The 23,272-nt window shown below is 72.5% G+C and carries 24 protein-coding genes; 10 read left to right on the forward strand and 14 right to left on the reverse strand.

The genetic code is table 11. From position 1 onward, the window contains the following. Positions 1 to 34 precede the first annotated feature (34 nt). Positions 35 to 430 carry a hypothetical protein gene (locus tag AB0B39_RS21670; RefSeq protein ID WP_007463197.1) on the reverse strand — a complete coding sequence of 132 codons (396 nt, stop codon included), beginning with the start codon at positions 428 to 430 and terminating at the stop codon, positions 35 to 37. Positions 431 to 535: 105 nt separating this feature from the next. Next, the gene (locus AB0B39_RS21675) at positions 536 to 1,525 is read right to left on the reverse strand and encodes a cytochrome c oxidase assembly protein (RefSeq protein WP_357496705.1); all 990 of its coding nucleotides are present in this window, start codon (positions 1,523 to 1,525) and stop codon (positions 536 to 538) included. A 108-nt stretch (positions 1,526 to 1,633) separates the two neighbouring features. Here AB0B39_RS21675 and AB0B39_RS21680 point away from each other — a divergent pair, with 108 nt between their 5' ends. From AB0B39_RS21680 to AB0B39_RS21700, 5 genes are all read left to right on the forward strand, one after another. Beyond that, positions 1,634 to 2,233 carry a heme-copper oxidase subunit III gene (locus tag AB0B39_RS21680; RefSeq protein ID WP_039906645.1) on the forward strand — a complete coding sequence of 200 codons (600 nt, stop codon included), beginning with the start codon at positions 1,634 to 1,636 and terminating at the stop codon, positions 2,231 to 2,233. A 72-nt stretch (positions 2,234 to 2,305) separates the two neighbouring features. Continuing rightward, positions 2,306 to 3,142, forward strand: coding sequence for a cytochrome c (locus AB0B39_RS21685; RefSeq protein ID WP_357496707.1), 837 nt, complete (start codon positions 2,306 to 2,308; stop codon positions 3,140 to 3,142). 64 nt (positions 3,143 to 3,206) lie between these two features. Next, positions 3,207 to 4,295, forward strand: coding sequence for a Rieske 2Fe-2S domain-containing protein (locus tag AB0B39_RS21690; RefSeq protein ID WP_234586981.1), 1,089 nt, complete (start codon positions 3,207 to 3,209; stop codon positions 4,293 to 4,295). Next, entirely contained in the window at positions 4,292 to 5,923 is a 1,632-nt protein-coding gene (locus AB0B39_RS21695) for a cytochrome b N-terminal domain-containing protein (RefSeq protein WP_357496710.1), read from the forward strand. Before AB0B39_RS21690 ends, AB0B39_RS21695 begins: the two co-directional genes overlap by 4 nt. A gap of 195 nt (positions 5,924 to 6,118) precedes the next feature. Continuing rightward, positions 6,119 to 6,799 (forward strand): DUF4142 domain-containing protein, encoded by a 681-nt coding sequence (locus AB0B39_RS21700; RefSeq protein WP_234586977.1) that lies wholly within the window; start codon positions 6,119 to 6,121, stop codon positions 6,797 to 6,799. Positions 6,800 to 6,885: 86 nt separating this feature from the next. Here the strand turns inward: AB0B39_RS21700 and AB0B39_RS21705 are convergent, their stop codons facing one another. The 5 genes from AB0B39_RS21705 to AB0B39_RS21725 form a co-directional block, all read right to left on the reverse strand. Further along, complete coding sequence (locus AB0B39_RS21705; protein ID WP_007463184.1) at positions 6,886 to 7,173, reverse strand: Lrp/AsnC ligand binding domain-containing protein; 288 nt, start codon at positions 7,171 to 7,173, stop codon at positions 6,886 to 6,888. A gap of 126 nt (positions 7,174 to 7,299) precedes the next feature. Then, a complete protein-coding gene (locus AB0B39_RS21710) occupies positions 7,300 to 8,166 on the reverse strand; it encodes a sugar phosphate nucleotidyltransferase (protein WP_357575192.1) in 867 nt (288 codons plus the stop codon). Further along, entirely contained in the window at positions 8,163 to 8,705 is a 543-nt protein-coding gene (locus tag AB0B39_RS21715) for an NUDIX domain-containing protein (RefSeq protein ID WP_357575193.1), read from the reverse strand. The genes AB0B39_RS21710 and AB0B39_RS21715 overlap by 4 nt, the downstream gene beginning before the upstream one ends. Positions 8,706 to 8,758: 53 nt before the next feature. Then, positions 8,759 to 10,552, reverse strand: a complete 1,794-nt coding sequence (locus AB0B39_RS21720; protein WP_357496809.1) for an HD domain-containing protein — start codon at positions 10,550 to 10,552, stop codon at positions 8,759 to 8,761. A 128-nt stretch (positions 10,553 to 10,680) separates the two neighbouring features. After that, positions 10,681 to 12,435: a DEDD exonuclease domain-containing protein gene (locus AB0B39_RS21725; RefSeq protein WP_357496713.1), complete on the reverse strand. Its 1,755-nt coding sequence runs from the start codon at positions 12,433 to 12,435 to the stop codon at positions 10,681 to 10,683. Positions 12,436 to 12,561: 126 nt separating this feature from the next. On the opposite strand from AB0B39_RS21725, the gene AB0B39_RS21730 reads away from it, so the two are divergent. Both AB0B39_RS21730 and AB0B39_RS21735 read left to right on the forward strand, forming a co-directional pair. Further along, on the forward strand, positions 12,562 to 13,992 hold the full coding sequence (locus AB0B39_RS21730; RefSeq protein WP_357575194.1) for an NYN domain-containing protein: 1,431 nt from the start codon (positions 12,562 to 12,564) through the stop codon (positions 13,990 to 13,992). A gap of 124 nt (positions 13,993 to 14,116) precedes the next feature. Beyond that, positions 14,117 to 14,530: a hypothetical protein gene (locus AB0B39_RS21735; protein ID WP_234586966.1), complete on the forward strand. Its 414-nt coding sequence runs from the start codon at positions 14,117 to 14,119 to the stop codon at positions 14,528 to 14,530. 49 nt (positions 14,531 to 14,579) lie between these two features. On the opposite strand, the gene AB0B39_RS21740 is transcribed toward AB0B39_RS21735, so the two are convergent. Both AB0B39_RS21740 and AB0B39_RS21745 read right to left on the reverse strand, forming a co-directional pair. Continuing rightward, the gene (locus AB0B39_RS21740; protein WP_357575195.1) at positions 14,580 to 14,912 is read right to left on the reverse strand and encodes a hypothetical protein; all 333 of its coding nucleotides are present in this window, start codon (positions 14,910 to 14,912) and stop codon (positions 14,580 to 14,582) included. Positions 14,913 to 14,935: 23 nt separating this feature from the next. Further along, positions 14,936 to 15,328 carry a hypothetical protein gene (locus AB0B39_RS21745; protein ID WP_234586961.1) on the reverse strand — a complete coding sequence of 131 codons (393 nt, stop codon included), beginning with the start codon at positions 15,326 to 15,328 and terminating at the stop codon, positions 14,936 to 14,938. Positions 15,329 to 15,714: 386 nt separating this feature from the next. On the opposite strand from AB0B39_RS21745, the gene AB0B39_RS21750 reads away from it, so the two are divergent. The 3 genes from AB0B39_RS21750 to AB0B39_RS21760 all read left to right on the forward strand — a co-directional run bounded on the left by AB0B39_RS21750 (position 15,715) and on the right by AB0B39_RS21760 (position 18,530). Further along, positions 15,715 to 15,948: a hypothetical protein gene (locus AB0B39_RS21750; RefSeq protein WP_234586958.1), complete on the forward strand. Its 234-nt coding sequence runs from the start codon at positions 15,715 to 15,717 to the stop codon at positions 15,946 to 15,948. Positions 15,949 to 16,149: 201 nt separating this feature from the next. Next, a complete protein-coding gene (locus tag AB0B39_RS21755; RefSeq protein ID WP_357496716.1) occupies positions 16,150 to 17,409 on the forward strand; it encodes a M48 family metallopeptidase in 1,260 nt (419 codons plus the stop codon). Continuing rightward, a complete protein-coding gene (locus AB0B39_RS21760) occupies positions 17,406 to 18,530 on the forward strand; it encodes a glycosyltransferase family 4 protein (RefSeq protein WP_357496718.1) in 1,125 nt (374 codons plus the stop codon). Before AB0B39_RS21755 ends, AB0B39_RS21760 begins: the two co-directional genes overlap by 4 nt. 13 nt (positions 18,531 to 18,543) lie before the next feature. Here AB0B39_RS21760 and AB0B39_RS21765 read toward each other — a convergent pair whose 3' ends face one another. The 5 genes from AB0B39_RS21765 to AB0B39_RS21785 all read right to left on the reverse strand — a co-directional run bounded on the left by AB0B39_RS21765 (position 18,544) and on the right by AB0B39_RS21785 (position 23,269). Next, positions 18,544 to 19,212 carry a lysophospholipid acyltransferase family protein gene (locus AB0B39_RS21765; RefSeq protein WP_357496720.1) on the reverse strand — a complete coding sequence of 223 codons (669 nt, stop codon included), beginning with the start codon at positions 19,210 to 19,212 and terminating at the stop codon, positions 18,544 to 18,546. A 13-nt stretch (positions 19,213 to 19,225) separates the two neighbouring features. Continuing rightward, positions 19,226 to 19,810 (reverse strand): TetR/AcrR family transcriptional regulator, encoded by a 585-nt coding sequence (locus tag AB0B39_RS21770; RefSeq protein ID WP_357496722.1) that lies wholly within the window; start codon positions 19,808 to 19,810, stop codon positions 19,226 to 19,228. A gap of 53 nt (positions 19,811 to 19,863) precedes the next feature. Then, positions 19,864 to 21,522, reverse strand: a complete 1,659-nt coding sequence (locus tag AB0B39_RS21775; RefSeq protein ID WP_357575216.1) for an EAL domain-containing protein — start codon at positions 21,520 to 21,522, stop codon at positions 19,864 to 19,866. A 79-nt stretch (positions 21,523 to 21,601) separates the two neighbouring features. Further along, positions 21,602 to 22,411: an SAM-dependent methyltransferase gene (locus tag AB0B39_RS21780; RefSeq protein WP_234586947.1), complete on the reverse strand. Its 810-nt coding sequence runs from the start codon at positions 22,409 to 22,411 to the stop codon at positions 21,602 to 21,604. Positions 22,412 to 22,600: 189 nt separating this feature from the next. Next, a complete protein-coding gene (locus AB0B39_RS21785; protein ID WP_200209675.1) occupies positions 22,601 to 23,269 on the reverse strand; it encodes a response regulator transcription factor in 669 nt (222 codons plus the stop codon). Positions 23,270 to 23,272 lie beyond the last annotated feature (3 nt).

Below are 23,272 nucleotides of genomic sequence, written 5' to 3' on the forward strand. Positions count from 1 at the left end.
CCGGCGCCGTGTCGGTGCCGGAGAGCGGGGGACGTCAGGCGGGTGCGTGCGTCCGCAGCAGCTCGGCCACCGTGCTGCCGGTGGTCACCGGGTCGAGCGGGTGCACCAGCGTCGCGTCGACCTCGGCGTACGCGGCGAGCCATCGGTCCGCGGCGCGGGCGATCACCAGGCAGGTGGGAGGGGCGTCGTCCCGATCGTCCTTGATCTGGCGGGCGATGCCGATGCCGCCGCCGGGGCTCGCCTCACCGTCGAGCACCAGCAGGTCGATCTCGTAGTCGTCGACCAGCCGGATGGTCTCGGCGTACGTCGACGCGTCGACGAACTCGATCTGCAGCCCGGGGGCGGGCCGGGTGCCGACAGCGAGCCGCATCCGGTCACGGACCTGCGGGTCGTCGCTGTAGAGCAGGACGGTGCACAGACGATCGCTCATGGCTGACAGGCTCCCACCTCGTAGCTGCCCGCCGATCGTACCGGTCGACGTGACGTAGTCGACATCCCGCCCGACGCTCGGCCGCTGGCGTACCGTCTGCGCAGCTCAGGTCGTCGCGGCGTCGGCGGCGCGCTCGCGGGCCTCCTGGCGGTCCAGCTCGCGGTCCACCCGGCGGGCCTCCCGTTCGGACTGCTTCACCCACTGCACGACCAGCACCGCGAGCATGGTCACACTGACGAACTCACCGCCGGCCCAGAGGATGCCCCCGGCGACCACCTGGTCGGCCTTGGGGTCGGCCCAGCTCAGGTTGAGCGACGGATACCAGTCGCCGCCGAAGAGCGTGGTGCTCTGCATGATGGTGAGCCCGAGCACGGTGTGGAAGGGCACGGAGAGCAGCATCAGCAGGGCCCGTGCCGGGTACGGCCAGCGGCCCGGGAGCGGGTCGAGGCCGAGCAGCGGCCAGAAGAACACGCAGCCGGTCATGATGAAGTGCGCGTGCACCAGCTCGTGCGCCCAGGCGTGTTCCAGGGTGAAGCGGTACAGGTCGCTGAAGTACAGCGCGAACGGGTTGACCACGAAGATGGCGAACGCCACCAGCGGGAAGCTGTAGACCCGGGCGACGCGGCTGTGCACGATCGCCAGGAGGCGCTTGCGCGGCCCGACGGGCAGGGTCCGCAGGGCGAGCGTCATCGGTGCGCCCAGCGCCAGGAAGATCGGCGACACCATGGAGAGCACCATGTGCTGGACCATGTGCACCGACAGCAGCGCGGTGTCGTAGGCGTGCAGCCCGCTGACCGTGACCAGCGCGATGCCGCCGAGGCCGGGGCCGAGGAAGAACGCCGTACGGGCGATCGGCCAGCGGTCCCCGCGGAGGCGCAGCCGGTGCACCCCGTAGAGGTAGAGGCCGGCGGCGAGCACCAGGCCCAGGGCCAGCCAGCTGTCCAGCCGGGTCTCGGTGAGCACCGCGCCGACGGTGAACGGCGGCGGGGTCGCCCCGGCCCCGGCGGCGAGCACCGACGGGCCGGCCGGAGTGGCCGCGAGCACATCGGCCGGGACGGCCGAGGTGGCGGCGAGGATCAGATCGACGTGCAGCACGCTTTTCAGGCTAGGCCAGGCGAACCGGACCCTGACGCCCGGGCCACGGAAGGCGCAGGTTTGCCACCCCGCTGATCGCCGGCCCCGGTCAGGGGCAATAATGACGGCGTGACTGCGGCCCCAGCCATTGACAAGAGCCGGATCCACTCTCTGACGCGACCCAACATGGTCAGCGTCGGGACGATCGTGTGGCTCTCCAGCGAACTCATGTTCTTCGCGGCGCTCTTCGCGATGTACTTCTCGATCCGTGCGGCAGCGCCGGAGCAGTGGGAGAAGCACACCGAGTCGCTGAACATCCCGTACGCGACCACCTTCACGGTGATCCTCGTGCTGTCCTCGGTGACCTGCCAGCTCGGCGTCTTCGCGGCGGAGAAGGGTGACGTGCACGCGCTGCGTCGCTGGTTCACCGTCACCTTCGTGATGGGCCTGATCTTCGTGCTCGGCCAGGTGAACGAGTACCGCCACCTGGTGGAGGACGGCGTCAAGCTCAACGTCGACGGTTACGGCTCGATGTTCTACCTGACGACCGGCTTCCACGGCCTGCACGTGACCGGCGGTCTGATCGCCTTCATCATCTTCATGGTCCGCACGACCATGGGCCGGTTCACCCCGGCGCAGGCGACCTCGGCGATCGTCGTGTCGTACTACTGGCACTTCGTCGACGTCGTGTGGATCGGCCTGTACGCCATGATCTACTGGCTTCAGTGATCTTGGCGCGTCACGAACCGCGCCGCTGCTCCGTCCCCTGAGACAAGGTCCAACCGGTTAAGGACACAGCTCATGACTTCTGACAACGACCGCCGACGCGGTCTGCTCGCGCGCTTGCGCGGGCGGCCCGCCGCGCGCAGCAGGGGCCGCCGCCGGCTGGGCGCCGCGGTCCGGCTGTTCGCCGCGCTGATGCTCGCCGGCGGCGCCTACACCGTCTTCGCCCCCGGTGCGCAGGCGCAGGACAATCCGCCGCTGACCGGCGCCGCAGCCGAGGGCAAGGCGCTGTTCGACGTGAGCTGTGTGACCTGCCACGGACGCAACGCCCAGGGCGTCGAGGGCCGCGGGCCGAGCCTGATCGGCGTCGGCGCGGCCTCGGTCGAGTTCCAGGTCAGCTCGGGCCGGATGCCGCTGGCCCGCCAGGAGGCCCAGGCGCACCGCAAGCCGCCGGTCTTCACCGACGAGCAGACCCGTCAGCTCGGCCAGTACATCCAGGAGCTGGGTGGCGGCCCGGTCGTCCCCGAGGGCGACGACCTCCGCGACGGCGGCAACGTCGCGGCCGGCGGTGAGCTGTTCCGGATCAACTGCTCGCAGTGCCACGCCTTCGGCGGTGGCGGTGGCGCGCTCTCGTCGGGCAAGTTCGCCCCGAGCCTGCACCCGGCCACCGACCGGCAGATCTACGCGGCGATGCTGAGCGGCCCGCAGAACATGCCGGTGTTCGGCGACAACCAGATCACGCCGGAGCAGAAGGCCGACATCATCGCCTACATCCAGGAGACGCTGAAGACCGACCAGGACCCGGGCGGGTTCAACCTCGGTCGGTACGGGCCGTCCACCGAGGGCCTGGCGATCTTCCTGGTTGGCATTGTGGCGCTCGTGTTCGCTAGCCTGTGGATTGCGGGCAAGTCGTGACCGAGCGGATCGTCAGATTCAGTGCCGTGGTGCCGCTCGGCGCCACCCGTAGCGAGGTGACGGCATGAGCACGCACACCGAGCACCAGGCCCCGCAGGGCCGGGAGCCGCTCGACGTGAACGACCCCAGGCTGACCCGGTTCGACATCGTCCGTGAGGGCGCGCGTCGGGACGACATCGAGATCGTGCACTACGAGCCGCAGGTGCTGCCCGGCACCAAGGCCGAGCGTCGGCTGACCCGGGTGGTGGCCGGCTTCTTCCTGATCACCGGCCTGGCGGCGACCGCGTTCCTGGCCATCTACATCTGGTGGCCCTGGCAGTACGCGCCGGGTCGCGGCGGCGACAAGTTCTACACGCCGCTGCTGGGCGCCACCCTCGGCATCGCGCTGCTCGCCGTCGGCTTCGGCATCCTGACCTGGGGCAAGAAGTTGCTGCCCAAGGAGGTCTCGATCCAGGACCGGCACGAGGGCGCGGTGGACGCCGACGGTCGCACCATCACCGGCCAGACGATGCTCTACATGGCCGACGAGCTGGGTGTGAAGCGTCGTCCCCTGCTCGGCATCTCGCTGCTGGCCGGTCTCGCGCCGGTCGCCGCGGTCGCGGCGGCGCCGCTGGTCGGCGGCCTGATCTCGCAGCCGCACAAGAACAACCAGATGTTCACCACCGGCTTCGCCACCCCCGAGGGCGGCCAGCGGATCCGGCTCGTCCGCGAGGACGGCCGCCCGGTGCGCCCGGCGGACATCAGCACCGGCGGCCAGTTGACGGTCTTCCCGGGCATCGAGCACGGCGTGAGCAACAGGCACGCCGACTCGCCGACGCTGCTGATCCACCTGCGTGACTCGGACGCGCAGGAGTCGCGCCGGGCCAACGAGCGGGTCGGCCACGGCGACTACATGTGGGGCAACTACGCGGCGTTCTCCAAGATCTGCACGCACGCCGGCTGCCCCGCGAGCCTCTTCGAGCAGCAGACCAACCGGCTGCTCTGCCCGTGCCACCAGTCCCAGTTCCTGATCACCGACAACGCCCGGCCCGTCTTCGGCCCCGCCAGCCGGCGGCTGCCGCAGCTGCCGATCGAGGTGGACTCCGAGGGCTTCTTCGTGGCGAAGTCCGACTACACCGAGACCGTCGGGCCTGATTTCTGGGAGCGGCCATGAAGCGTCGAAAGTTTGACCTGGCAGCCACGCCGGGCAAGGCCGCGGTGGGGGTGGACGACCGCTTCCAGGTGGCCACCCCGCTCCGTCGGCTGCTGAACAAGGTCTTCCCGGACCACTGGTCGTTCCTGCTGGGCGAGATCGCGCTGTTCTCGTTCATCGTGCTGCTCCTGACCGGTGTGTTCCTCACCTTCTTCTACGAGCCGGCGATGACCGAGGTGGTCTACGACGGCAGCTACGCGCCGTTGCAGGGCACCCCGATGTCCGCCGCGTACGCCTCCAGCCTGGACCTGTCGTTCGACGTCCGCGGTGGCCTGGTGATGCGGCAGATGCACCACTGGGCGGCGCTGCTGTTCATGGCCGCGATCGTCGTGCACATGCTGCGGGTGTTCTTCACCGGCGCGTTCCGCAAGCCGCGTGAGACCAACTGGATCATCGGCTCGCTGCTGTTCTGGGTCGGCTTCCTGGCCGGCTTCACCGGCTACTCGCTGCCGGACGACGGCCTGTCCGGCACCGGTCTGCGGATCGCCTCGGCGATCATGCTGTCCATCCCGGTGATCGGCTCCTGGCTCACGTCGTCGATCTTCGGTGGCGAGTTCCCCGGCACGATCATCATCAGCCGGTTCTTCATCGCCCACGTCCTGCTGATCCCGGGTCTGCTGCTCGCGCTGATCAGCGCCCACCTGGGCCTGGTCTTCAAGCAGAAGCACACCCAGTGGCCCGGCCCCGGCCGGACCAACGGCAACGTGGTCGGCGAGCGGATGTTCCCCCGCTACGCGCTGAAGCAGGGCGGCTTCTTCATGGTCGTCTTCGGCGTCATCGCGCTGCTGGGCGGTCTGTTCCAGATCAACCCGATCTGGCTGTTCGGCCCGTACGAGGCGTGGGTGGTCTCGGCCGCCAGCCAGCCCGACTGGTACGTCATGTTCCTCGACGGCTCGACCCGACTCATGCCGGCCTGGGAGATCAACATCCCGATCGGCGACGGGTACGTCATCCCGCCGCTGTTCTGGCCGACGGTCGTGCTTCCCGGCATCCTGGTCGGCCTGTCGACGATGTACCCGTTCCTGGAGGCCCGGCACCTCAAGGACCGCAAGAGCCACAACCTGCTCCAGCGGCCCCGTGACGTTCCGGCCCGTACGGCCGTCGGCGCCATGGCCGTCGCCTTCTACATCGTGTTGACGCTCTCGGGCGCCAACGACGTGATCGCCGACAAGTTCCAGATCAGCCTGAACGCGATGACGTGGGCGGGCCGGGTCGGCCTGCTGATCGCCCCGCCGCTGGCGTACTACATCACCTACCGGCTCTGCCTGGGTCTGCAGCAGCACGACCGGGAGGTGCTCGCGCACGGCGTGGAGACCGGCATCATCCGGCGCCTGCCGGACGGCCGGTTCGTCGAGGTCCACCAGCCGCTGAGCGCGGCGAACGGGCACGCGGACGGCCACGGCGAGCTGGACTACGTCGGCTGGGTGGTGCCGAAGAAGATGAACCGGCTCGGGGCCCTCGGCCCGGCGGTCCGGGGCTTCTTCTACCCGATCGAGAAGCCGGTCGAGGCGCCGGTCTCGCCGGGTCACCCGCCGGTCGAGCCCCGGGGAGAACGCGCGGAGATCGGCAGCGGCGAGAGCCGCCACTGACCTCCCGACAGCAACCCCTCGTGGCGCCCGCCGGACTTCCGGCGGGCGCCACGTCGTTGTCGGTGTCGCGGCGCCCATCCAAGCAGGAGTCGGACGGCCACGGCGGGACCGGTCGACCCCGCGCGTCGGGCGATCGCAGGAATAACCCCCGTGAGCCGGGTATCCGTGCGGTCCAACGTCTCAAGGGGGGGAAGCATGTTGGGTCTCAAACGCCTCGGCCTGTTGGCCGCGCTGGTGCTGGTAGGTGTCGCGCCGGCTGCGGCCGCGCAGGCCGCGGCACAGCCGTCGACGCAGGACACCCAGTATCTGCAGGCGGTGCACCAGGTGAACCTGTTCGAGATCACCGCCGGTGACCTGGCTCAGCAGAAGGGCCAGAACCAGGGGGTCAAGGACCTGGGCGCGATGTTCAAGACCGACCACACCCAGCTGGACCAGACGGTGCAGCAGACCGCGTCCCAGCTCAACGTCCAACTGCCGAACGAGCCCACGGCCGACCAGCAGGCGGTCATCGACAAGCTGAACAATGCCAGCGGCGCGGAGTTCGACAGGCTCTGGGTGACCAGTGAGCTGGCCGGTCACGTCCAGGCCATCCAGGCCACCCAGACGGAGATCTCGCAGGGCTCCGAGCAGTCGGTGGTCCAGTTGGCGCAGACCGCCCTGCCGACGCTGCAGGCGCACTACGACGAGCTGGTTCAGCTCGCCAACCAGTTGGGCATTCCGGTCCCGCAGACCAGCGCCAGCGGTACGCCCAGCCCGGGTACCTCGGCACCGGCTCCGGGTGGCACCACCACCGAGTCGCCCGCTCCGGGTGGCATCACCGAGTCCCCGGAACCGGGCCTCGGCACCACCGAGCGGCCCGCTCCCAGCGAGAGCTGACGTAGCGGCAGCAGACGGCCGGTCCACCCACGCGGGTGGACCGGCCGCGCCACGTCCGGGGCCGGCCGTCCGCGCGGCCGGGCGGGTCAGTCGGCGTCGGCGAGGCCGATCGCGAACGTCTCCTCGAGGTCGAGCTGGGAGTACGCCCGGAACGCGATGTGCGACTCCGTGTTCAGCACACCCGGCACCTTGGAGATGCTGCCCGCGATGACCTGTGCGATCTGGTCGAACTCGCGGACCCGGACGATGGCGATGAGGTCGACGTGCCCGGCCACCGAGTAGACCTCGCTGACGCCGGTGACATTGGCCAGGGTCTCCGCCACCTCGGGGATCGCGTCGGTGGCGCAGTCGATCAGCACGATCGCGGTGATCACGGGGCAATTCTCCGTTCGTCGGCGTCGTCGCCCATGCTAGATGTTCCCGACGGGACCGGGGTCGGGTGTACCCGACGCCCGTCCTCCCGCGCGGTAGCCGTCCGCCCGCCGGCGCGGGTCTGCGGGTCAGCCGTGAGCGGCGGCGTGCACCGTGCCGCCGTCGCCGAACCGGATCACGTCGTGCAGCCGCTCGCCGCTGCGCACGAGGGCGTCCGGCCAGACCACGGTGCGGCGCACGTCGCCCTCGACCCGTGCGCCCGCGCCGACCACCGACTCCACGCAGCGGCCGGTCACCGTGGCGGCCGGGTCGACCAGCACGTCGCCGCCCGCGGCGTGCAGGTTGGCCGCCAGGTAGTCGGCGGGGGTGCCGGTGTCGTAGAACGTGCCCGGGTAGGGCACGACCTCCAGCGCGCCGGCCGCCTCCGCCGGACGCCACACCGCGCGTACCAGGTCGGAGAAGACCACCGGCAGGTCGCGGACCAGTCGCCACGGCAGCAGCGAGAAGCCGGTGAAGCAGTGCCCGGCGAAGGTGCCCGGTGCGGTCGGGTCGGGGGCGGGCTGCCCGAGCAGGCGTACGGAGTCCCCGTCCCAGCCGTCCAGCAGCGCGGCCACGTCCGGGCCCGGGGGAGTGGCGGGGGCGGCCAGGTACGCGTCGGCGTTGCCGACCAGCACCGGCCGACCGGCGATCCAGTCCCGCAGGTTGGCCACCCCACCGGCGGTGCCGAGCGGGTCACCGGGCTCCACCGACAGGTGGGCGCGATCGCCGACGTGCGCGACCACCTGGTCGGCGAGGTAGCAGGCGTTCACCGCGACGCGTGCGGGACCGCTCAGGCCGAGGCCGGCCAGGCGGGCCAGCGCCCGGTCCAGCAGTGGCATGTTGCCGACCGGGCAGAGCGCCTTGGGCACCCGCGCGGTGAGCGGGCGCAGCCGGGTGCCCTCACCCGCGGCGAGCACGACCGCGCAGACGTCCGCCGGCCCGCCCGTTGCGCTCACGGCGCGGTGTCGGGCACCGGAGGCGGGAACTGCCCGGCCAGGGGCCCGATGTCGTAGTAGGCGAGCAGCCGGGCCGTCGGCCAGGTCAGCTTGGGCAGGTCGTCCAGCGGATGCCAGGCGGCCTCGAAGACCTCCGCGCCGTCGACGGTCAGTTCGGTGCTGGACGCCGGCATCTCCGTCTCGAAGACCATGTCCACCCAGCCCTTGGCGTGCACGATCGCGTTCGGCACCGCCGGGCGCAGCCGGGACGGTGCAAGCCGGATGCCGGACTCCTCGAACAGCTCCCGGGCCGCCCCCACGACCGGAGGCTCGGCCCGGTTGAGCAGGCCGGCGGGCAGTGACCAGCCCTTGCCCGGGGGTTGACGCAGCATCAGCAGCCGGCCGGCGCCCGTCGCCTCGGAATCGCGGACCAGGGTGACCGCCCCGACGATGTACTTGGGCACGGCCAGCTTGACCAGGCGACGGCGCACCGGCAGAGGCAGCCGGTAGAAGGCCTGGTAGAAGATGGCCCGACCGGTGGCGCGGGAACGGGGGATCATGACCCCAGGCTAGTGGTCACGAATGTCCTTCGGACGCGCTGGGGCCGGGCCGGTCACTGTCGATGGTCGACCAGGTCGATGAGCTGGCGTACCACGGTGTCCGGTTCGATCACCCGGTCGAAGACCGCGACCAGCAGGGTCTCCAGGTCGGGATAGCCCAGCTCCTCGGAGAGCCGCAGCAGCGGCAGGTCGCTGGCGAGGCCGCGGTTGTGCTGGCGCAGGGCGAGCCCGATGGTGGCCCGACCGAGGCGGACCTTGTCGCTGATCGTGATGCCCGGCTCGGTGTGCTCGGCGAACCACCTGTTGATCTGCATCTGCGCGTTCGGCGACTTGACGAAGCCCAGCCATTCCTTGCGCGGGCCGCGTGGCGCCACGCCTGCCTCGAAGCCGTTGTCGCCGTCGCTCTCGGTGAAGATCTCCACCACGTCGCCCTCGTCCAGCTCCGAGCTCAGCGGCGCGAGCCGGCCGTTGATCCGGGCGGCGAGGCAGTGGTCGCCCCGCTGGCTGCCCAGCTCGTACGCCAGGTCGACAGGTGTGGCGCCGGCCGGCAGCACCACCTGACGCCCGTCGGCGAAGACCTGGATCTGGCCCTCGGCGAGGTCGCAGCGCAGCGACTCGTAGAACTGGGCCGGGTCGGCCGCGTCCGGCTCCCAGTCGAGCACGCGGCGCAGCCAGTCCAACTGCTCGGCGCGCGCCGCTGCGCCGCCGCTGCCCGAGCGCGGGAAGCGGAAGTCGGCGGCGATGCCGTACTCGGCCGAGCGGTGCATCTCCTCGGTGCGGATCAGCACCTCCACCGTGCGGTCCTGTGGGCCGCAGACGCTGGTGTGCAGCGAGCGGTAGAGGTTGTTCTTGGGTGAGGCGATGAAGTCCTTGAAACGGCCCGGGATCGGCCGCCACGTGCCGTGGATCGCGCCCAGTGCGGCGTAACAGTCGGTGGCCGGGCCGTCGACCACCACCGAGATGCGGGGCAGGTCGTACGGGGCGGTGTGGCCGCCGGCGATGGTGTCCTTCCAGATCGAGTAGAGGTGCCGCGGGCGCGGGCTCACCTCGGCGTCGACCCGGCTGCGGCGCAGCGCCACCCGGGCCCGGGTCACCACCGCGTCGAGGTACGAGTCCCACCCGGGCCGGTCGTGCACGTGCCGGGCCAGCCGGGCGTGCTCCTCGGGCTCCAGGTGCAGCAGCACCACGTCGTCCAGCTCGCGCTTGAGGGTCTGGATGCCCAGCCGGTCGCAGAGCGGGACCAGCACCTCCTGGGTCTTACGGGCGATCCGCTCCCGGGACGCCGCGGAGCGCACACCGAGCGTGCGCATGTTGTGCAGCCGGTCGGCCAGCTTGATGATCAGCACCCGGACGTCCTTGGCGGCCGCGACGATCATCTTGCGGATCGTCTCGGCCTCGGCGGCCTTGCCGTAGAACGCCTTGTCGAACTTCGTCACCCCGTCGACCAGGTGGGCCACCTCGCCGCCGAAGTCCTCCGACAACGCCTGGAGCGTGTAGCGGGTGTCCTCGACCGTGTCGTGCAGCAGCGCCGCCACCAGGGTCGTGGTGTCCATGCCCAGCTCGGCGCAGATCTGCGCCACCGCGAGCGGGTGGGTGATGTACGGTTCCCCGCTCTTGCGGAACTGGCCGCGGTGCATGTTCTCCGCGATCGTGTACGCGCGGCGCAGCACGGCGGGATCGGTGCCCGCGTGGATGCCCCGATGGGTGCGGACCAGGTGGGTGACCGGGTCGGAGTCGGTGGTCGGCCAGGTCAGCAACGACCGCAGTCGGCGGGTCAGGGGCAGCTCACCCGACCGGGTCGGCAGGGCGCCCCCCAGGGCGGCGCCGTGTCCGGCGTCGACGTCCACGAGGGACACCTCCTCACCCCGGCTCCGCGACCGCCGGACCGGGCGATCGGGAGCAGGCCCACGAAACGGGCAGGACTGCACTTCTCTAACAGCCTAAGGGAGTCGACGTAGTCCGATCGGTCAGTTGGTCATGAGCGTTCGGTCGAGAGTTGGTGCGACGCGCCGCTCTCGGCCTTCGCCAGCAGGTCACGGAAGCGGCCCGCCCCGCCCGCCGGCGAGGACCAACCGGACGACATCTCGACCAGCCGGGTCTCCGGCCGCTCCAACCAGGACAGGATGCGCTCGGACTCCTCGGCCGTGGCCGACGGCACCGGGCCGTGCCCGCCCGACACCGTCTCGGCGGTGGCCCGGATGACGTTCAGCGTGGGTCGCGGGTGGACGCCGGGCGGGGACACCCCGGCCCCGGCCAGGCGACCGTGCCGGACCAGGGCCAGCTCCCAGCCGCCACGGGCGGCCGGTCGGGCGGCGGCCAGCTCCACGATCCCGGTCAGCGCCGCCAGCCGCTGCATCCGCACGGTGGCGCGCAGCACCGCGGCCAGCCGGGACCGCACCACGGCGGCCTCCTCGTAACGCTGGTCGGCCGCGAGCACGTCGATCCGCGCCAGCAGCGCGTCCACCACGGGCTGCGGGTCGCTGGCTGTCGCGGTGCGGAACGGACCGGCTGCTCTGTCGTCGTACTCCTTGGGGGTGATCTTGTGCTCGCAGGGTGCCGGGCAGCGACCCAGCTCGGCCAGCGCGCAGGCCGGCGTGACGGTGCGCAGCGAGAGCCGGTGCGTGCACTGGCGCAGCGGCACCGCGTCGTGGAAGCCGGCGGCGGCCAGCTCGGCGGCCCGCCGGGAGGTGAAGGGTCCGAGGTAGGCGGTGTCCGTGGGGGAGATGTCGCGCACGATCGACAACCGGGGGTACGGACCGTCGGTCAGCTTGAGCCACACCATCCGCTCCGGGTACTTCGACCGCCTGTTGTACGGCGGAGCGTGCGCGGCGATCAACCGCAGCTCGCGGACCTCCGCCTCCAGCGAGTGGGCGCACTCCACCGCCTCGACCCGCTCGGCAGCGGCCAGCATCTCGGAGATCCGGGCGCGCTTCTCGCCGGCGGTGAAGTAGCTGCGCACCCGGGTGGCGATGTCGCCCGAGGTGCCGACGTAGAGCGGCCGGTCGTCGGCGGCCCGGAAGATGTAGACGCCGGGCACCCTGGGCAGCCCCTCGGCCAGGTGTCGCTTGCGACGCTGCGTCGGGGTGACCGCGCGGGCGAACTCGATGGCGTCGCCGACGGTGTCCACCCGGTGACCGCCGAGCCGGCCGATCAGCCCGTGCAGCACGTCGACGGTGGCCTTCGCGTCGTCGAGCGCCCGGTGGGTGGGCTGGGTGGCGGTGCGGAAGTAGGCGGCCAGGGTGCCCAGCTTGCGGTTGGGCACCTCGTCGCGGGTCAGCACCCGGCGGGCCAGCGCCGCCGTGTCCAGCACACGCGGATTGGGCCAGCGGTGCCCGTGCTTCGCGCAGGCGGCCTTGAGGAACCCCACGTCGTACGGGGCGTTGTGGGCGACCAGCACCGCGTCGGCGATGAACTCCAGGAAGCTGGGCAGCACCTGCTCGATCGGCGGCGCCGGCACCAGCATGGCCTGGGTGATCCCGGTCAGCACGGTGATGAACGGCGGGATCGGCTGCCCCGGGTTGACCAGGGTGGCCAGCTCACCCAGGTGCTCGCCACCGCGCACCTTGACCGCGCCGATCTCGGTGATGCCGCCGCCGTCGGGTGCGCCGCCGGTGGTCTCCAGGTCGACCACCACGAAGGTCGTCGCGTACAGCGGCAGGGCCGGGTCCACCCCGCCCACCGCCGGGTCGAGACCGGCAAGTGACTCCTGGACGTACTCCGCCTGTGCCATCGGCGGCACGCTAGCGCCCCGGTCCGACACTCCCGTCGCAGCGGTCCCAGCAGTCACCATGGGGCTAGGATGAGAGATCGGCTCACCAACGGGCGGTGGGCCCGGTCGCGGTGGGAGACTTGCCACATGCCCCTCACCGAGCCGTACGACGACCACCTCCCGCAGGAGGATCCGGTCGCGGGCGACGGTGCCGTGGGCGACCCGGACAGCGGTGACACACCTGGCGATTCGGGTGGCGACCATGCCGTCGAGCCCGAGCCGACACTGCCCGAGCCGGTCCGGCAGCGGATCGTGGCGCTGACCGCCGCAGTGCTGCCCACCCTGCCCGCCGACGAGGTGCCGGTGCCGCTGCGCCGGGTGGCCAAGTTCGCCCCCAACCGCCGGGCCCGACTCGGCGCCCCGGCCATCGCCGCCCAGCTCACCGCCGACCCCCTGTTCCGGCAGCGGGTCACCGCGCGGGTGCTGGCCGACGCCGGTGACCTCGGCGCGGCAGTGGTCGAGGGCACCGCGCCGGCCGCCGCCGATCCGGTCGAGGTGGCCGCGCTGGCGTACCTGGCCCGGCCCCGTGGCTGGCGCGAGCTGATCGACTCCAGCGGCGCGGCGGTCCGCGCCGAGGCGGACAGCGCCGTCGTCGCCGAGCTGGTCCGCGAGGCCGAGCAGCGGGCCACCCGTGCGGAGCACGACCGGGCGGTGGCCCGGGTCGAGGCCGACAAGCTCCGCGACGAGCTGGCGCGGGTCCGCGAGGAGCTGGGCCAGCTCCGCGAGGAGTCCCGGCAGCTGGCCCGTACCCTGCGCGAGACGCAGACCCGTGAGCGCAAGGCCAGCGAACTCCTGGCCACCGAACGCGGCCGGGCCGCGCGCGCCAGCGCCGACGTGGACGCCGAACTGCGCCGCGCCCGCGCCCGGCTCGCCGAGGCGGAGGCCGCCGCCGGGGTGGCCCGGGCCAGCGCCAAGGAGGCGCGTTCGGTCGACGACGCCCGCCTCTGGCTGCTGCTGGAGACCATCGGTCAGGCCGCCGTCGGGCTGCGCCGGGAGCTGGCGCTCGACCCGGTGGACAAGCTCCCCGCCGACTTCGTCGCCGACGCGTTCGCCGAGCACCCGGGCGCCGCCCCGGCCGGCCCGGCCGCCCGTGCCCGCGACACCGACGACCCGGCCCGGCTGGACCAGTTGCTCGCCCTGCCCCGGGCGCACCTCGTGGTGGACGGCTACAACGTCACCAAGCGTGGCTTCGGCGAGATGTCGCTGGAGCAGCAGCGCAAGCGCCTCATCACCGGTCTGGGCGGGATCGCCGCGCAGACCGGCGACGAGGTCACCGTCGTGTTCGACGGCGCCGAACGGATGCACGGGCTGCCGCCCGCGCCCCGCGGCGTGCGGGTGCTCTTCTCCCGCAAGGGCGAGACCGCCGACGAGCTGATCCGCCGCCTGGTCCGCGCCGAGCCGGCGGGCCGCCCGGTCGTCGTCATCTCGTCCGACCGCGAGGTCGCCGACGGCGTACGCCGGCACGGCGCGTACCCGCTGGGCGCCGACTCGCTGCTGCGGCGCCTCGCCCGGTCCTGACCGCGCGAGCGGGCCGAGGAGTCGGGGCGGGCAAGAATACGGCGAGGTTCCTGCAGGTTCGGTCGGCGACGGTGTCCGCATCCGCCCGGCACCGCCGGGCACCGGACAAAGGCAGGCGTACGACATGAGAAAAAGACTGCTGGGCACCATCCTCGGCACGGTCGTCACACTGGCGGCGCTCCTCGTCGCCCCGGGACCGGCCCAGGCGGCCTCGGGTGGCGGCTGCACCGGCGCCTACCCGATCAGCTCGTGCATCTCGTACCAGGGCTCCAACCAGACCGTGGTGGGCGACTTCTACATGAACGCCATACCTGACCAGTCCCGGTGCACGGCGTACCTGCAGCTGCGGACCACGAACAACGGCAACAGCTCCTGGATCTACTACGACCTCAGCCGGACCGGCCGGTTCGGGCCGATCAGCCGCAACGTCAACGTGATGAACAACTTCAAGGGCTCCGCGGTGGCGGTGGTCGAGGTCTACACCTGCAGCGGAACGTTGCACGGCATCTTCACCAGCCCTCGGGTGTACTACCCGTGACGTCCGGATCCGGCCGCTGGTGCGTCGGCGCCAGCGGCCGGATCGCGGGTCAGACGCAGCGGGAGACGGCGGGGTTCGGGTCGTGCCCCGTGTTCACGTAGTCACCGGCGAGCATGCCGCTCGCGTTGCCGTAGAACGCGTTGTACCAGACGGTGTCGCCGTTGACCGACGAGCCGGGCGCCCAGCAGTTCAGGTAGACCGACTGGCCTTTCGGGATCGTGAGGATCACCGAGCACTGCGAGTTGTTGAGCCACTGGCAGTAGCGCAGGTTCAGGTCCGTCTGCGTCTGGAAGTAGCCGCCGGCGAACGCCGGTGTGGCGACCAGGCCGACCGCCGCGGTCACCGTGACGGCGCAGGCGGCCAGGAGACGTCGTGGAAACATGTCGTCAACCTCCGGCGATCGGGTCAGTAGGAGCAGTACGGGGAGTCCATGATGTCGAGGGCTACCGCGTAGCCGTACGGCTCGAGGTAGGCCAGCTCGCCCGGGGAGACGCAGACCCAGTCGCCGTTGGAGTAGAAGATCTTCGCGCCGTCGTCGTTGCGGCTGTTGTAGACCCAGTCCGCGCCCCGGCTGCGGGACCCGAGGGTCTGGTAGTAGTTGTCCTGGAACGACGCGGTCGGCGGGGCGCCGTCGTACGGGTTCCCGGTCACCCAGAAGCAGACGCGGGGATAGTTGCAGCCGAGCGCCGAGGTGGCCTGCGCGGGCGTGGCGACGAGCCCGCCCGCGGCCGTCGCGATGGCCGCGAGGAGCGCGCCGGCCGAGAGTCGGGATCGTGTGATCGAGGATGGTCCACGCATGAAGTCCTCCGGTGGGTCAACGTGGGGACGGCCGGTTCCACTCGGCCCGGCAGGTGCGCCGGTGGACCTCGTCGGGCGGTGGATCGGCCGTACCGCAACGATCGCAGCGGCCTCTGGCGGGGGACAGGCGCTTGACCGGCAGTTGACCGGCGATTGGAACCGACGCGATCGACAAGCGTGCGCGCCGGATCGACACGGGGTCGGCGATGTCGGGGTGTCCGGCCGGTCGGGATACCCCGATTTCGCTGATCTGGAGTCGATCTAGCCCTCAACGGGGCGGTGCGGGCGGTTCTGTCGTACCCGGTGGATAGCGTCGATGTGACCGACGGTGCTCGGGCGACGACGACAGGGCGTCGACCGCGCATCGCGAGCGATCAGGAGGCGTGATGCTCATCGACTGCGACGGGTGCGCGAAACGGGCCGACGGCTGTTCCGGCTGCCCGCTGACCGCCCTGTTCGACGAGACGTCCCCGGCGGCCGGGCTGGTCGCCGCCGAGGTCGAGGCGATCGAGGTGCTCGCCCGGGCCGGCTTCGACGTCGAGGTGCTGGCCGCGCCCGCGCGGCCCGACGCCGCCCCACGGCCGGGTGCCCCCGGGCGCCGGGTCCGCCGGGTGGCCTGACTTCCCGCACGACTGAGTTCCCGCACGACCACCCGCGCCGGCCCCCGACGGAGCGCGACACCGCGGGCGAAGCGGGCTTTTCGCGGGCCATAGGATGGGCGGTCACGGCGGGAGGAGCGGCGGGATGAGCGGGGTACGACGCGAGCGCGGCGGGCCCGTCGGTGCCACGCGCGCCGGCGCCGCACGGCAGGGGATGCCCCGGTGACCCCGCGCGGCTGGGCGCTGCTGACGCTGGCCGGGTTGACGGTGGCCCTGCTGGTGACCGCCGCGCTGTTCATACCCTGGCACCGGCCACCGGCGCCCCGCGCCGACCAGCTCGCCGCGCTGCGTGACCTCCCGGCGGAGCAGGTGGCCAAGGCGCGCGAATTCCATTCCGCGCTGCGCCCCGGCAGCTACGCCGCGCTGGCCGTCGGGCTGCTGATCGCCGTCGCGCTCGGTCTCACCCCGCTGGGCAGCCGCCTGGTCGAGCTGGTGGGCCGGCCGTTCGGCGGGCACTGGATCGCGCAGGCGGTGCTCGGCGGTCTCGCCGTGGTGCTGGTCGCCGACCTGCTCACCCTCCCGTTCTCCGCCTGGCGGCAGAGCGTGCTGACCCGCTACGGGCTGAGCACCAACGGGTGGAGCGGCTGGACCGTCGACCTGCTCAAGTCGTACGCGGTCAGCGCCGTGATCGGCGCGGTGGCGCTGTTCGGCTTCTACGCGGTCATCAGGTTCGCGCCGCGCTGGTGGTGGGCGTTCGGCGCGGCGGGCGCGGCCCTGCTGGTGGTGCTGCTCTCGTTCGTGCTGCCCGTGCTGGTGGAGCCGGTGTTCAACAAGTTCACCCCCATGGAGCAGGGTCCGCTGCGCACCGAGCTGATGAGCATGGCCGCCCGCGACGGGGTGCCGGTGCGCGACGTGCTGGTCGCCGACGCCTCGCGGCGCACCAGGGCGGTCAACGCGTACGTCTCCGGCCTCGGGCCGACCCGCCGGGTGGTCGTCTACGACACGCTGCTGAGCGAGGGCACGCCGGCCGAGGTGACCGCCGTGGTGGCGCACGAGTTGGGGCACGCGAAGGACTCCGACGTGACGGTGGGCACGCTGACCGGGGCGCTGGGCGCGGCCGCCGCAGTGGTCGCGCTGTACCTGCTCGGCTCGTGGGGGCTGCTGCTGCGGTTGGCAGGTGTCGACTCGGTGGCCGATCCACGCGCGTTTCCGCTGCTGATCGCCCTGGTCACGGTGGCCGGCCTGGTCGCCACACCGGTGCAGGCGCTGATGTCCCGGCGGGTGGAGGCGCGCGCCGACGCGCACGCGCTCGCGCTCACCGGCGACCCGGTGGCCTTCGAGTCGATGCAGCGCCGCCTCGGCTCGGTCAACCTCGGCGACCCCGATCCGCCGCGTTGGGAATACCTCTACTCGGCCTCGCATCCGTCCACCGTGGAGCGGATGGCCGCCGCCCGCGCGTACGCCCGGGAGGCCGGCCTGTGAGCCGCACGCTGCTGATCACCAACGACTTCCCGCCCCGTCCGGGTGGCATCCAGTCCTTCGTGCACAACCTCGCCGTGCGTCAGCCGGCCGGGTCGGTTGTCGTGTACGCGTCGAGCTGGCGCGGCGCCGCGAAGTTCGACGCCGACCAGCCGTTCGAGGTGATCCGCGAACGCACCCGGGTGCTCCTGCCCACCCCGCTGATCGCCCGCCGGGCGGCCCGCCTCGCCCGCACGTACGACTGCGACACGGTGTGGTTCGGCGCGGCGGCCCCGCTGGGGTTGCTCGCCGCCGGCCTGCGCCGCCGCGCGGGCGTACGCCGGGTGGTGGCGCAGACCCACGGCCACGAGGTCGGTTGGGCGGCGCTCCCGGCTGCCCGGCCGGCGCTGCGGCGCATCGGTCGGGGTGTCGACGTGACCACCTACCTCGGCGAGTACACCCGGGTCCGGCTGGCCCGCGTGCTGGACGGGGTGACCGACCTGCGCCGGTTGGCGCCCGGGGTGGACGTGGACACCTACCACCCGACGGTGGACGGCGAGCCGGTCCGGGCCCGGTTGGGGCTGACCGACCGGCCGGTGGTGGTGTGCGTGTCCCGGCTGGTGCCGCGCAAGGGTCAGGACATGCTGATCCGGGCGCTGCCGGAGATCCGCCGCCGGGTGCCCGACGCGGCGCTGCTGATCGTCGGCGGCGGTCCGTACCGGGCGACCCTGGAGAAGCTGGCCCGGCAGACGGGCGTCGAGCGGGACGTGGTGTTCACCGGTTCGGTGCCGTCGGCCGAGCTGCCGGCGCACTACGCGGCCGGCGACGTCTACGCGATGCCCTGCCGCACCCGCAACCGCGGCCTGGACGTCGAGGGGCTGGGCATCGTCTACCTGGAGGCGTCCGCGACGGGTCTGCCGGTGGTGGCGGGGGACTCCGGCGGCGCCCCGGACGCGGTCCGTGAGTCCGAGACGGGCTACGTGGTCCGCGGCCGCGACGTCGCCCAGCTCGCCGACCGGGTGGCCCGGCTGCTCGAAGACCGGGATCTGGCCCGCCAACTGGGCGCGGCCGGCCGGGCGTGGGTGGAGCGGGAGTGGCGCTGGGAGGCGCAGGCACAGCGGATGGCGGCTCTGCTCGCCGGCTGACCGCCGCTGGTGTTCAGGTGCGGGTCGGCCGGGGCGGGGCGTAGCGGGGCACGTACTCCTGGTCGGTGAGCCGTTGGATCGCGGCCATCACCTCGTCGGTGATCGTGCGGATGTCGCGGGGTCCGGTGATGCGCCCGGCGACCGGGATCGGCGGACCGAACCGCAGGGTGACCGGGTGTCGGCGGGGCAGCCGCGCGTCGACCGGCAGGACCTCGGCGGTGCCGAGCACGCCGACCGGGATGATCGGCACCTCGGCGTCGCGGGCGAGCCGGGTCATGCCGACCCGACCCCGGTAGAGCCGCCCGTCCGGGGACCTGGTGCCCTCGGGGTAGATGGCGACGAGACCACCGGCGCGCAGCACCGGCACTGCCGCGTCGAGGGCCGTGAGGGCGGCCCGGCCGCCGGCGCGCTCGACCCGGATGGCGCCCATGCCGGCGACGATCTGCCGACTGAGCCAACCGCTCGGGCCTCGGCCGGTGAAGTACTCGGCCTTGGCCCAGAAGGTGACATGGCGCGGCGTCAGGCAGCCGAGGAACACCTCGTCGGCGACGGACAGGTGGTTGCCGGCGAGGATGGCGCCTCCCTGGCGGGGCACATGCTCCAGCCCTTGGACGCGGGGCCGCCAGCCCAGCCGCAGGGTGGTGCCGACGGTCAGTTTGCCGATGTCGTACAGCAGGGGCACGTCTTCTCCCGGTTCAGTGCGGCGCGGGGCCGAGGTGCGCGTCGAGCGCGGCCCGCAGCAGGGTGTCGTCGTCGGTGACGCCGGTGGCCAGCGGCAGGCTGCCCCAGGCCCAGAGCTGGGCGATGCCGTGCAGGTTGGCCCAGAGCGCGCCGGCCAGCACCGGGGCGGGCGCGGCGGCCGGCTGGCGTGCCTGGGCGACCAGGTCGACCAGGAGGGTGAACAGCGGCAGGCTCGTCTCGCGCAGCCGCAGACGACCGCTGGCCAGCAGGTCGTGGCGGAACATCAGCTCGAACATGCCGTGGTGTGCCGCGGCGAAGTCCAGGTACGTCCGGGCCAGCGCGACCAGGCGGGTACGCGGATCCGGGCCGGCCGCGCGCAGCGTCTCCTCGACGCGGGCGGTGAGGTCGGCGAAGCCCTCCCGGGCGATGGCGGAGAGCAGGTCGACGTGGGTGGGGAAGTAGCGGCGCGGGGCGCCGTGCGAGACGCCCGCCCGACGGGCGATTTCCCGCAGTGACACCGCCGACTGGCCCTCGCGCAGCACGAGGTCCACCCCGGTGGCCACCAGTCGGGCGCGCAGGCCCGCCTCCCCCTCGTTCATAGACAGTGTCTACCAGGCGGGCGTAGACGCTGTCTACTGCCAGTGTGGGGGTTTCAGCGGATGCGGGCCAGGATGCGGTCGGCGGGGGCCGGCCGGCCGAAATGCCAGCCCTGGGCGGCGTCGCAGCCGATCGCCCGCAGCCGCTCGGCCTGCCCGGCGGTCTCCACCCCCTCGGCGGTCACCGTCAGGTCCAGCGCGTGCGCCAGCGACACCAGCGAGGCGAGGATCCGCTCGTCGGTACGCCCCACCGCCGGCGAGCGCAGACCGGCCACGAACTCCCCGGCCACCTTCAGTTCGGTGACCGGCAGGTCCCGCAGGTACGCCAGGTTGCTGTAGCCGGTGCCGAAGTCGTCGATGGCGATGCGGACGCCGAGATCGGCCAGCACCCGCAACGCGCGCACCGGCTCCTTGGCGCTGCTCATCATCGTGCTCTCGGTGATCTCCAGCTGAAGTCGCTCGGGCGGCAGACCGGTCTGGCGCAGCAGCGTGCGGACCTCCTGCACCAGGCCGGGCCGGTGCACCTGCCGTACGGCCAGGTTGACGCTCACGAACGGCGCCTCGACGCCGTCGGACGACCACGCCTCCGCCTCGCGGCACGCCTCGGCCAGCACCCACCCGCCCAGCTGCACGATCAGGCCGGTCTCCTCGGCGAGCGCGATGAAGCTGTCCGGCCGCAGGACACCCAGCTCCGGATGGCGCCAGCGGACCAGCGCCTCCACGCCGAGCAGCCGGCCGTCGCGCAGCGAGGTCAGGGGTTGGTAGTCGAGGTAGAACTCGCCCCGCTCCAGCGCGGCCGGGATGGCCGCCGAGAGGGCGTAGCGGGCCAGCTCGTGGCGGTTGCGCTCGGCGTCGTAGAGCTCCCAGCGCGCCCCGCCGGCCGACTTCGCCCAGTGCAGCGTGCTGTCGGCGGCCCGCATCAGGTCGCTGGGCGTGGCCCCGGCCACCTGCCGCTCGACGATGCCGATGCTCGCCGTGACCTGGAGTTCGTGCCCGTCGACAACCGCCGGTGTGCGGACCGCGGCCAGGGCGCTCTCGGCCACCTCCACCACGGCGTCGGTGCCGCTGGCCCCCTCCACCAGGATGACGAACTCGTCGCCGCCGAGGCGGGCCACCAGGTGCTCACCGAGGGCCTCGCGTAGCCGCTCGGCCACAGTGGTCAGCAGCCGGTCGCCCACCTGGTGCCCCAGGCTGTCGTTGACGACCTTGAAGCGGTCCAGGTCGAGGAAGCACACCCCCATGCGCTGGGCGCCCCGGCCCGGCTCGTTGAGCGCGGCGGTGAGTCGTTCGGTGAACAGCGTCCGGTTGGGCAGGCCGGTGAGCGGGTCGTGGGTGGCCTGGTGGCGGAACCGGGCCTCGCTGGCCCGCAGCGCCCGTTCGGCCTGCGTCCGGGCCATCATGGCGGCCCGACGGATCGACTCCTGCTCGTCGAGCGTCCGGTCGCGCAGCGCCCGGGCGTAGCCGGTCGCCACGGCGGCCAGCAGCCGCGCCATCCGGTCCTCGACGTCCTCGGCCACCAGTCCCAGGTCCCGCACGAGCCGGAGCTGGATGACCTCGACCGTACGCCCCAGCCCCTCCGCGGACGCGATGTGCGCGGCGACCAACTCGGCGCCGACCCGGTGCCCGGCGCGCAGGTCGAACGGCTCGGCGAGCAGCGCGCCGGCCAGCTGCCCGGTGAGCCGGTGCAGCAGGGCTTCGAGCTGGGCCTGGGTCATCGGCAGGTAGCTCGTCCCGGAGACCGCCTTGGCCCACGCGCGGGCGAAGGTGCCCGGACGGGTGGTCTCCCCGGGCGACTCAGTCACCGAGTCGTCCGACGCCGCCCATGAAGACCGCGCGCTCGGCGTCCTCAGCGCTCTCCGGGGTGTCCGGTCGCCACTGCGGCACCCAGACGACGCCCGGGTCGACCAGCTCGAACCCGTCGAAGAGCGCGGTCAGCTCGGCCCGGTTACGGATCCAGAGCGGGCTGTCGGTACGCCGGTAGACCCGCTCGGCCTCGGCGCGCTCGTCCTCGCTGCGCCCGTCGTCGCTGGCCTGCGACAGCACCAGGTAGCTGCCGGGCGCCAACGCGTCGCGCAGCGTCGCCAGCAGCTCCGCCGGCCGGTCGTCGTCGGAGACGAAGTGCAGGACGGCCACGACCATCACGGCCACCGGCTGGCTCAGGTCGAGCAGCTTGCGGACGTCGGGGTGCGCCAGGATCCGGTCCGGGTGTCGCAGGTCCTCCTGGACGACCACCGCGCGGTCGTTGCCGGCCAGGATCTCCCGGCTGTGCGCCACCGCGACCGGATCGACGTCCACGTAGACCACCCGCGACTCCGGGTCGATGCGCTGGGCGATCTCGTGCACGTTGCCGACGGTGGGAATGCCCGAGCCGATGTCGAGGAACTGCCGGACGCCGGCCTCGGCGAGATGGTGGACCGCTCGGCGCAGGAACGCCCGGTTGGCCTGCGCCATCAGCGGCGCCTCCGGGACGGCGGCCACCATCGCCTGCGCGGCGGCCCGGTCGGCGGCGAAGTTGTGCGATCCGCCGAGGTAGTAGTCGTACATCCGCGCGACGCTCGGGCGCTCGATGTCGATGGTGTCGGGTGCCCAGTCCGGCCGCTGCATGCGCTCAACCCCTTGAGTCCGCGACGCGGGCGTCGTCGCCCGCGCGGGTATTCTGCCCCCGACGTACCCGCCAGACCATAGCGTGCCGCCAGATTCCCGCCGACGTCGGTCGATACGCGAAGGTCCGCGCCGGCGGAGAGCCGGCACGGACCTGCGATCGCGGTGTCCCGCTCGACGAGCGGGCGCCGGTCAGAACTTCGGGGCGTCCGGTGCTTCCAGCAGGCCGAGCCGCAGCGCGGTCATCAGCGCCTGTGCCCGGTTGGCGGCGCCGAGCTTCTCGTAGAGCTTCGAGATGTGCGTCTTGGCGGTGGACTCGCTCACGAACAGCTGCTTCGCGATGCCCGCCACGCTCATCCCGTCGGCGAGCAGCCGCAGCACCTGCCCCTCGCGGGGCGACAGCTGCGGGCCGGACGGGGCGAGCCGACGCTTCATCGCCTCGGCCAGGTCGGCGGCGGTGAACGCGCTGGGCGAGGACGCGGCGTGCCGCGCGGCGGCCACCACCTCGTCGGCCGGGGCGGTCTTCGGCACGAAGGCGCTCGCGCCGGCCTCCAGGGCACCGAAGAGCTGGTCGTCGCCCGCGTACATGGTCAGCACCACGATGCCCATCGACGAGCTGGACTTGCGCAGCGCGCGGGTGGCCTCCAGGCCGCTGCCGTCGGGCAGCCGCAGATCCATGATCACCACGTCCGGCTGCAGGGCGCCGGCCTGGCGTACCCCCTCAGCCGCGGTCGCGGCCTCGCCGACGACCTCGAACTGGCGGTCGCGCTCGAAGGCGTGCCGCAGGCCCTTGCGAATCAGGTCGTGATCGTCGACAAGGAGAACCTTGGTGCGGGTGGCCGGTGTCGGACTTGTGGTCATCCT

This window comes from Micromonospora sp. NPDC049114 (assembly GCF_040648635.1).
Classification (GTDB): domain Bacteria; phylum Actinomycetota; class Actinomycetes; order Mycobacteriales; family Micromonosporaceae; genus Micromonospora.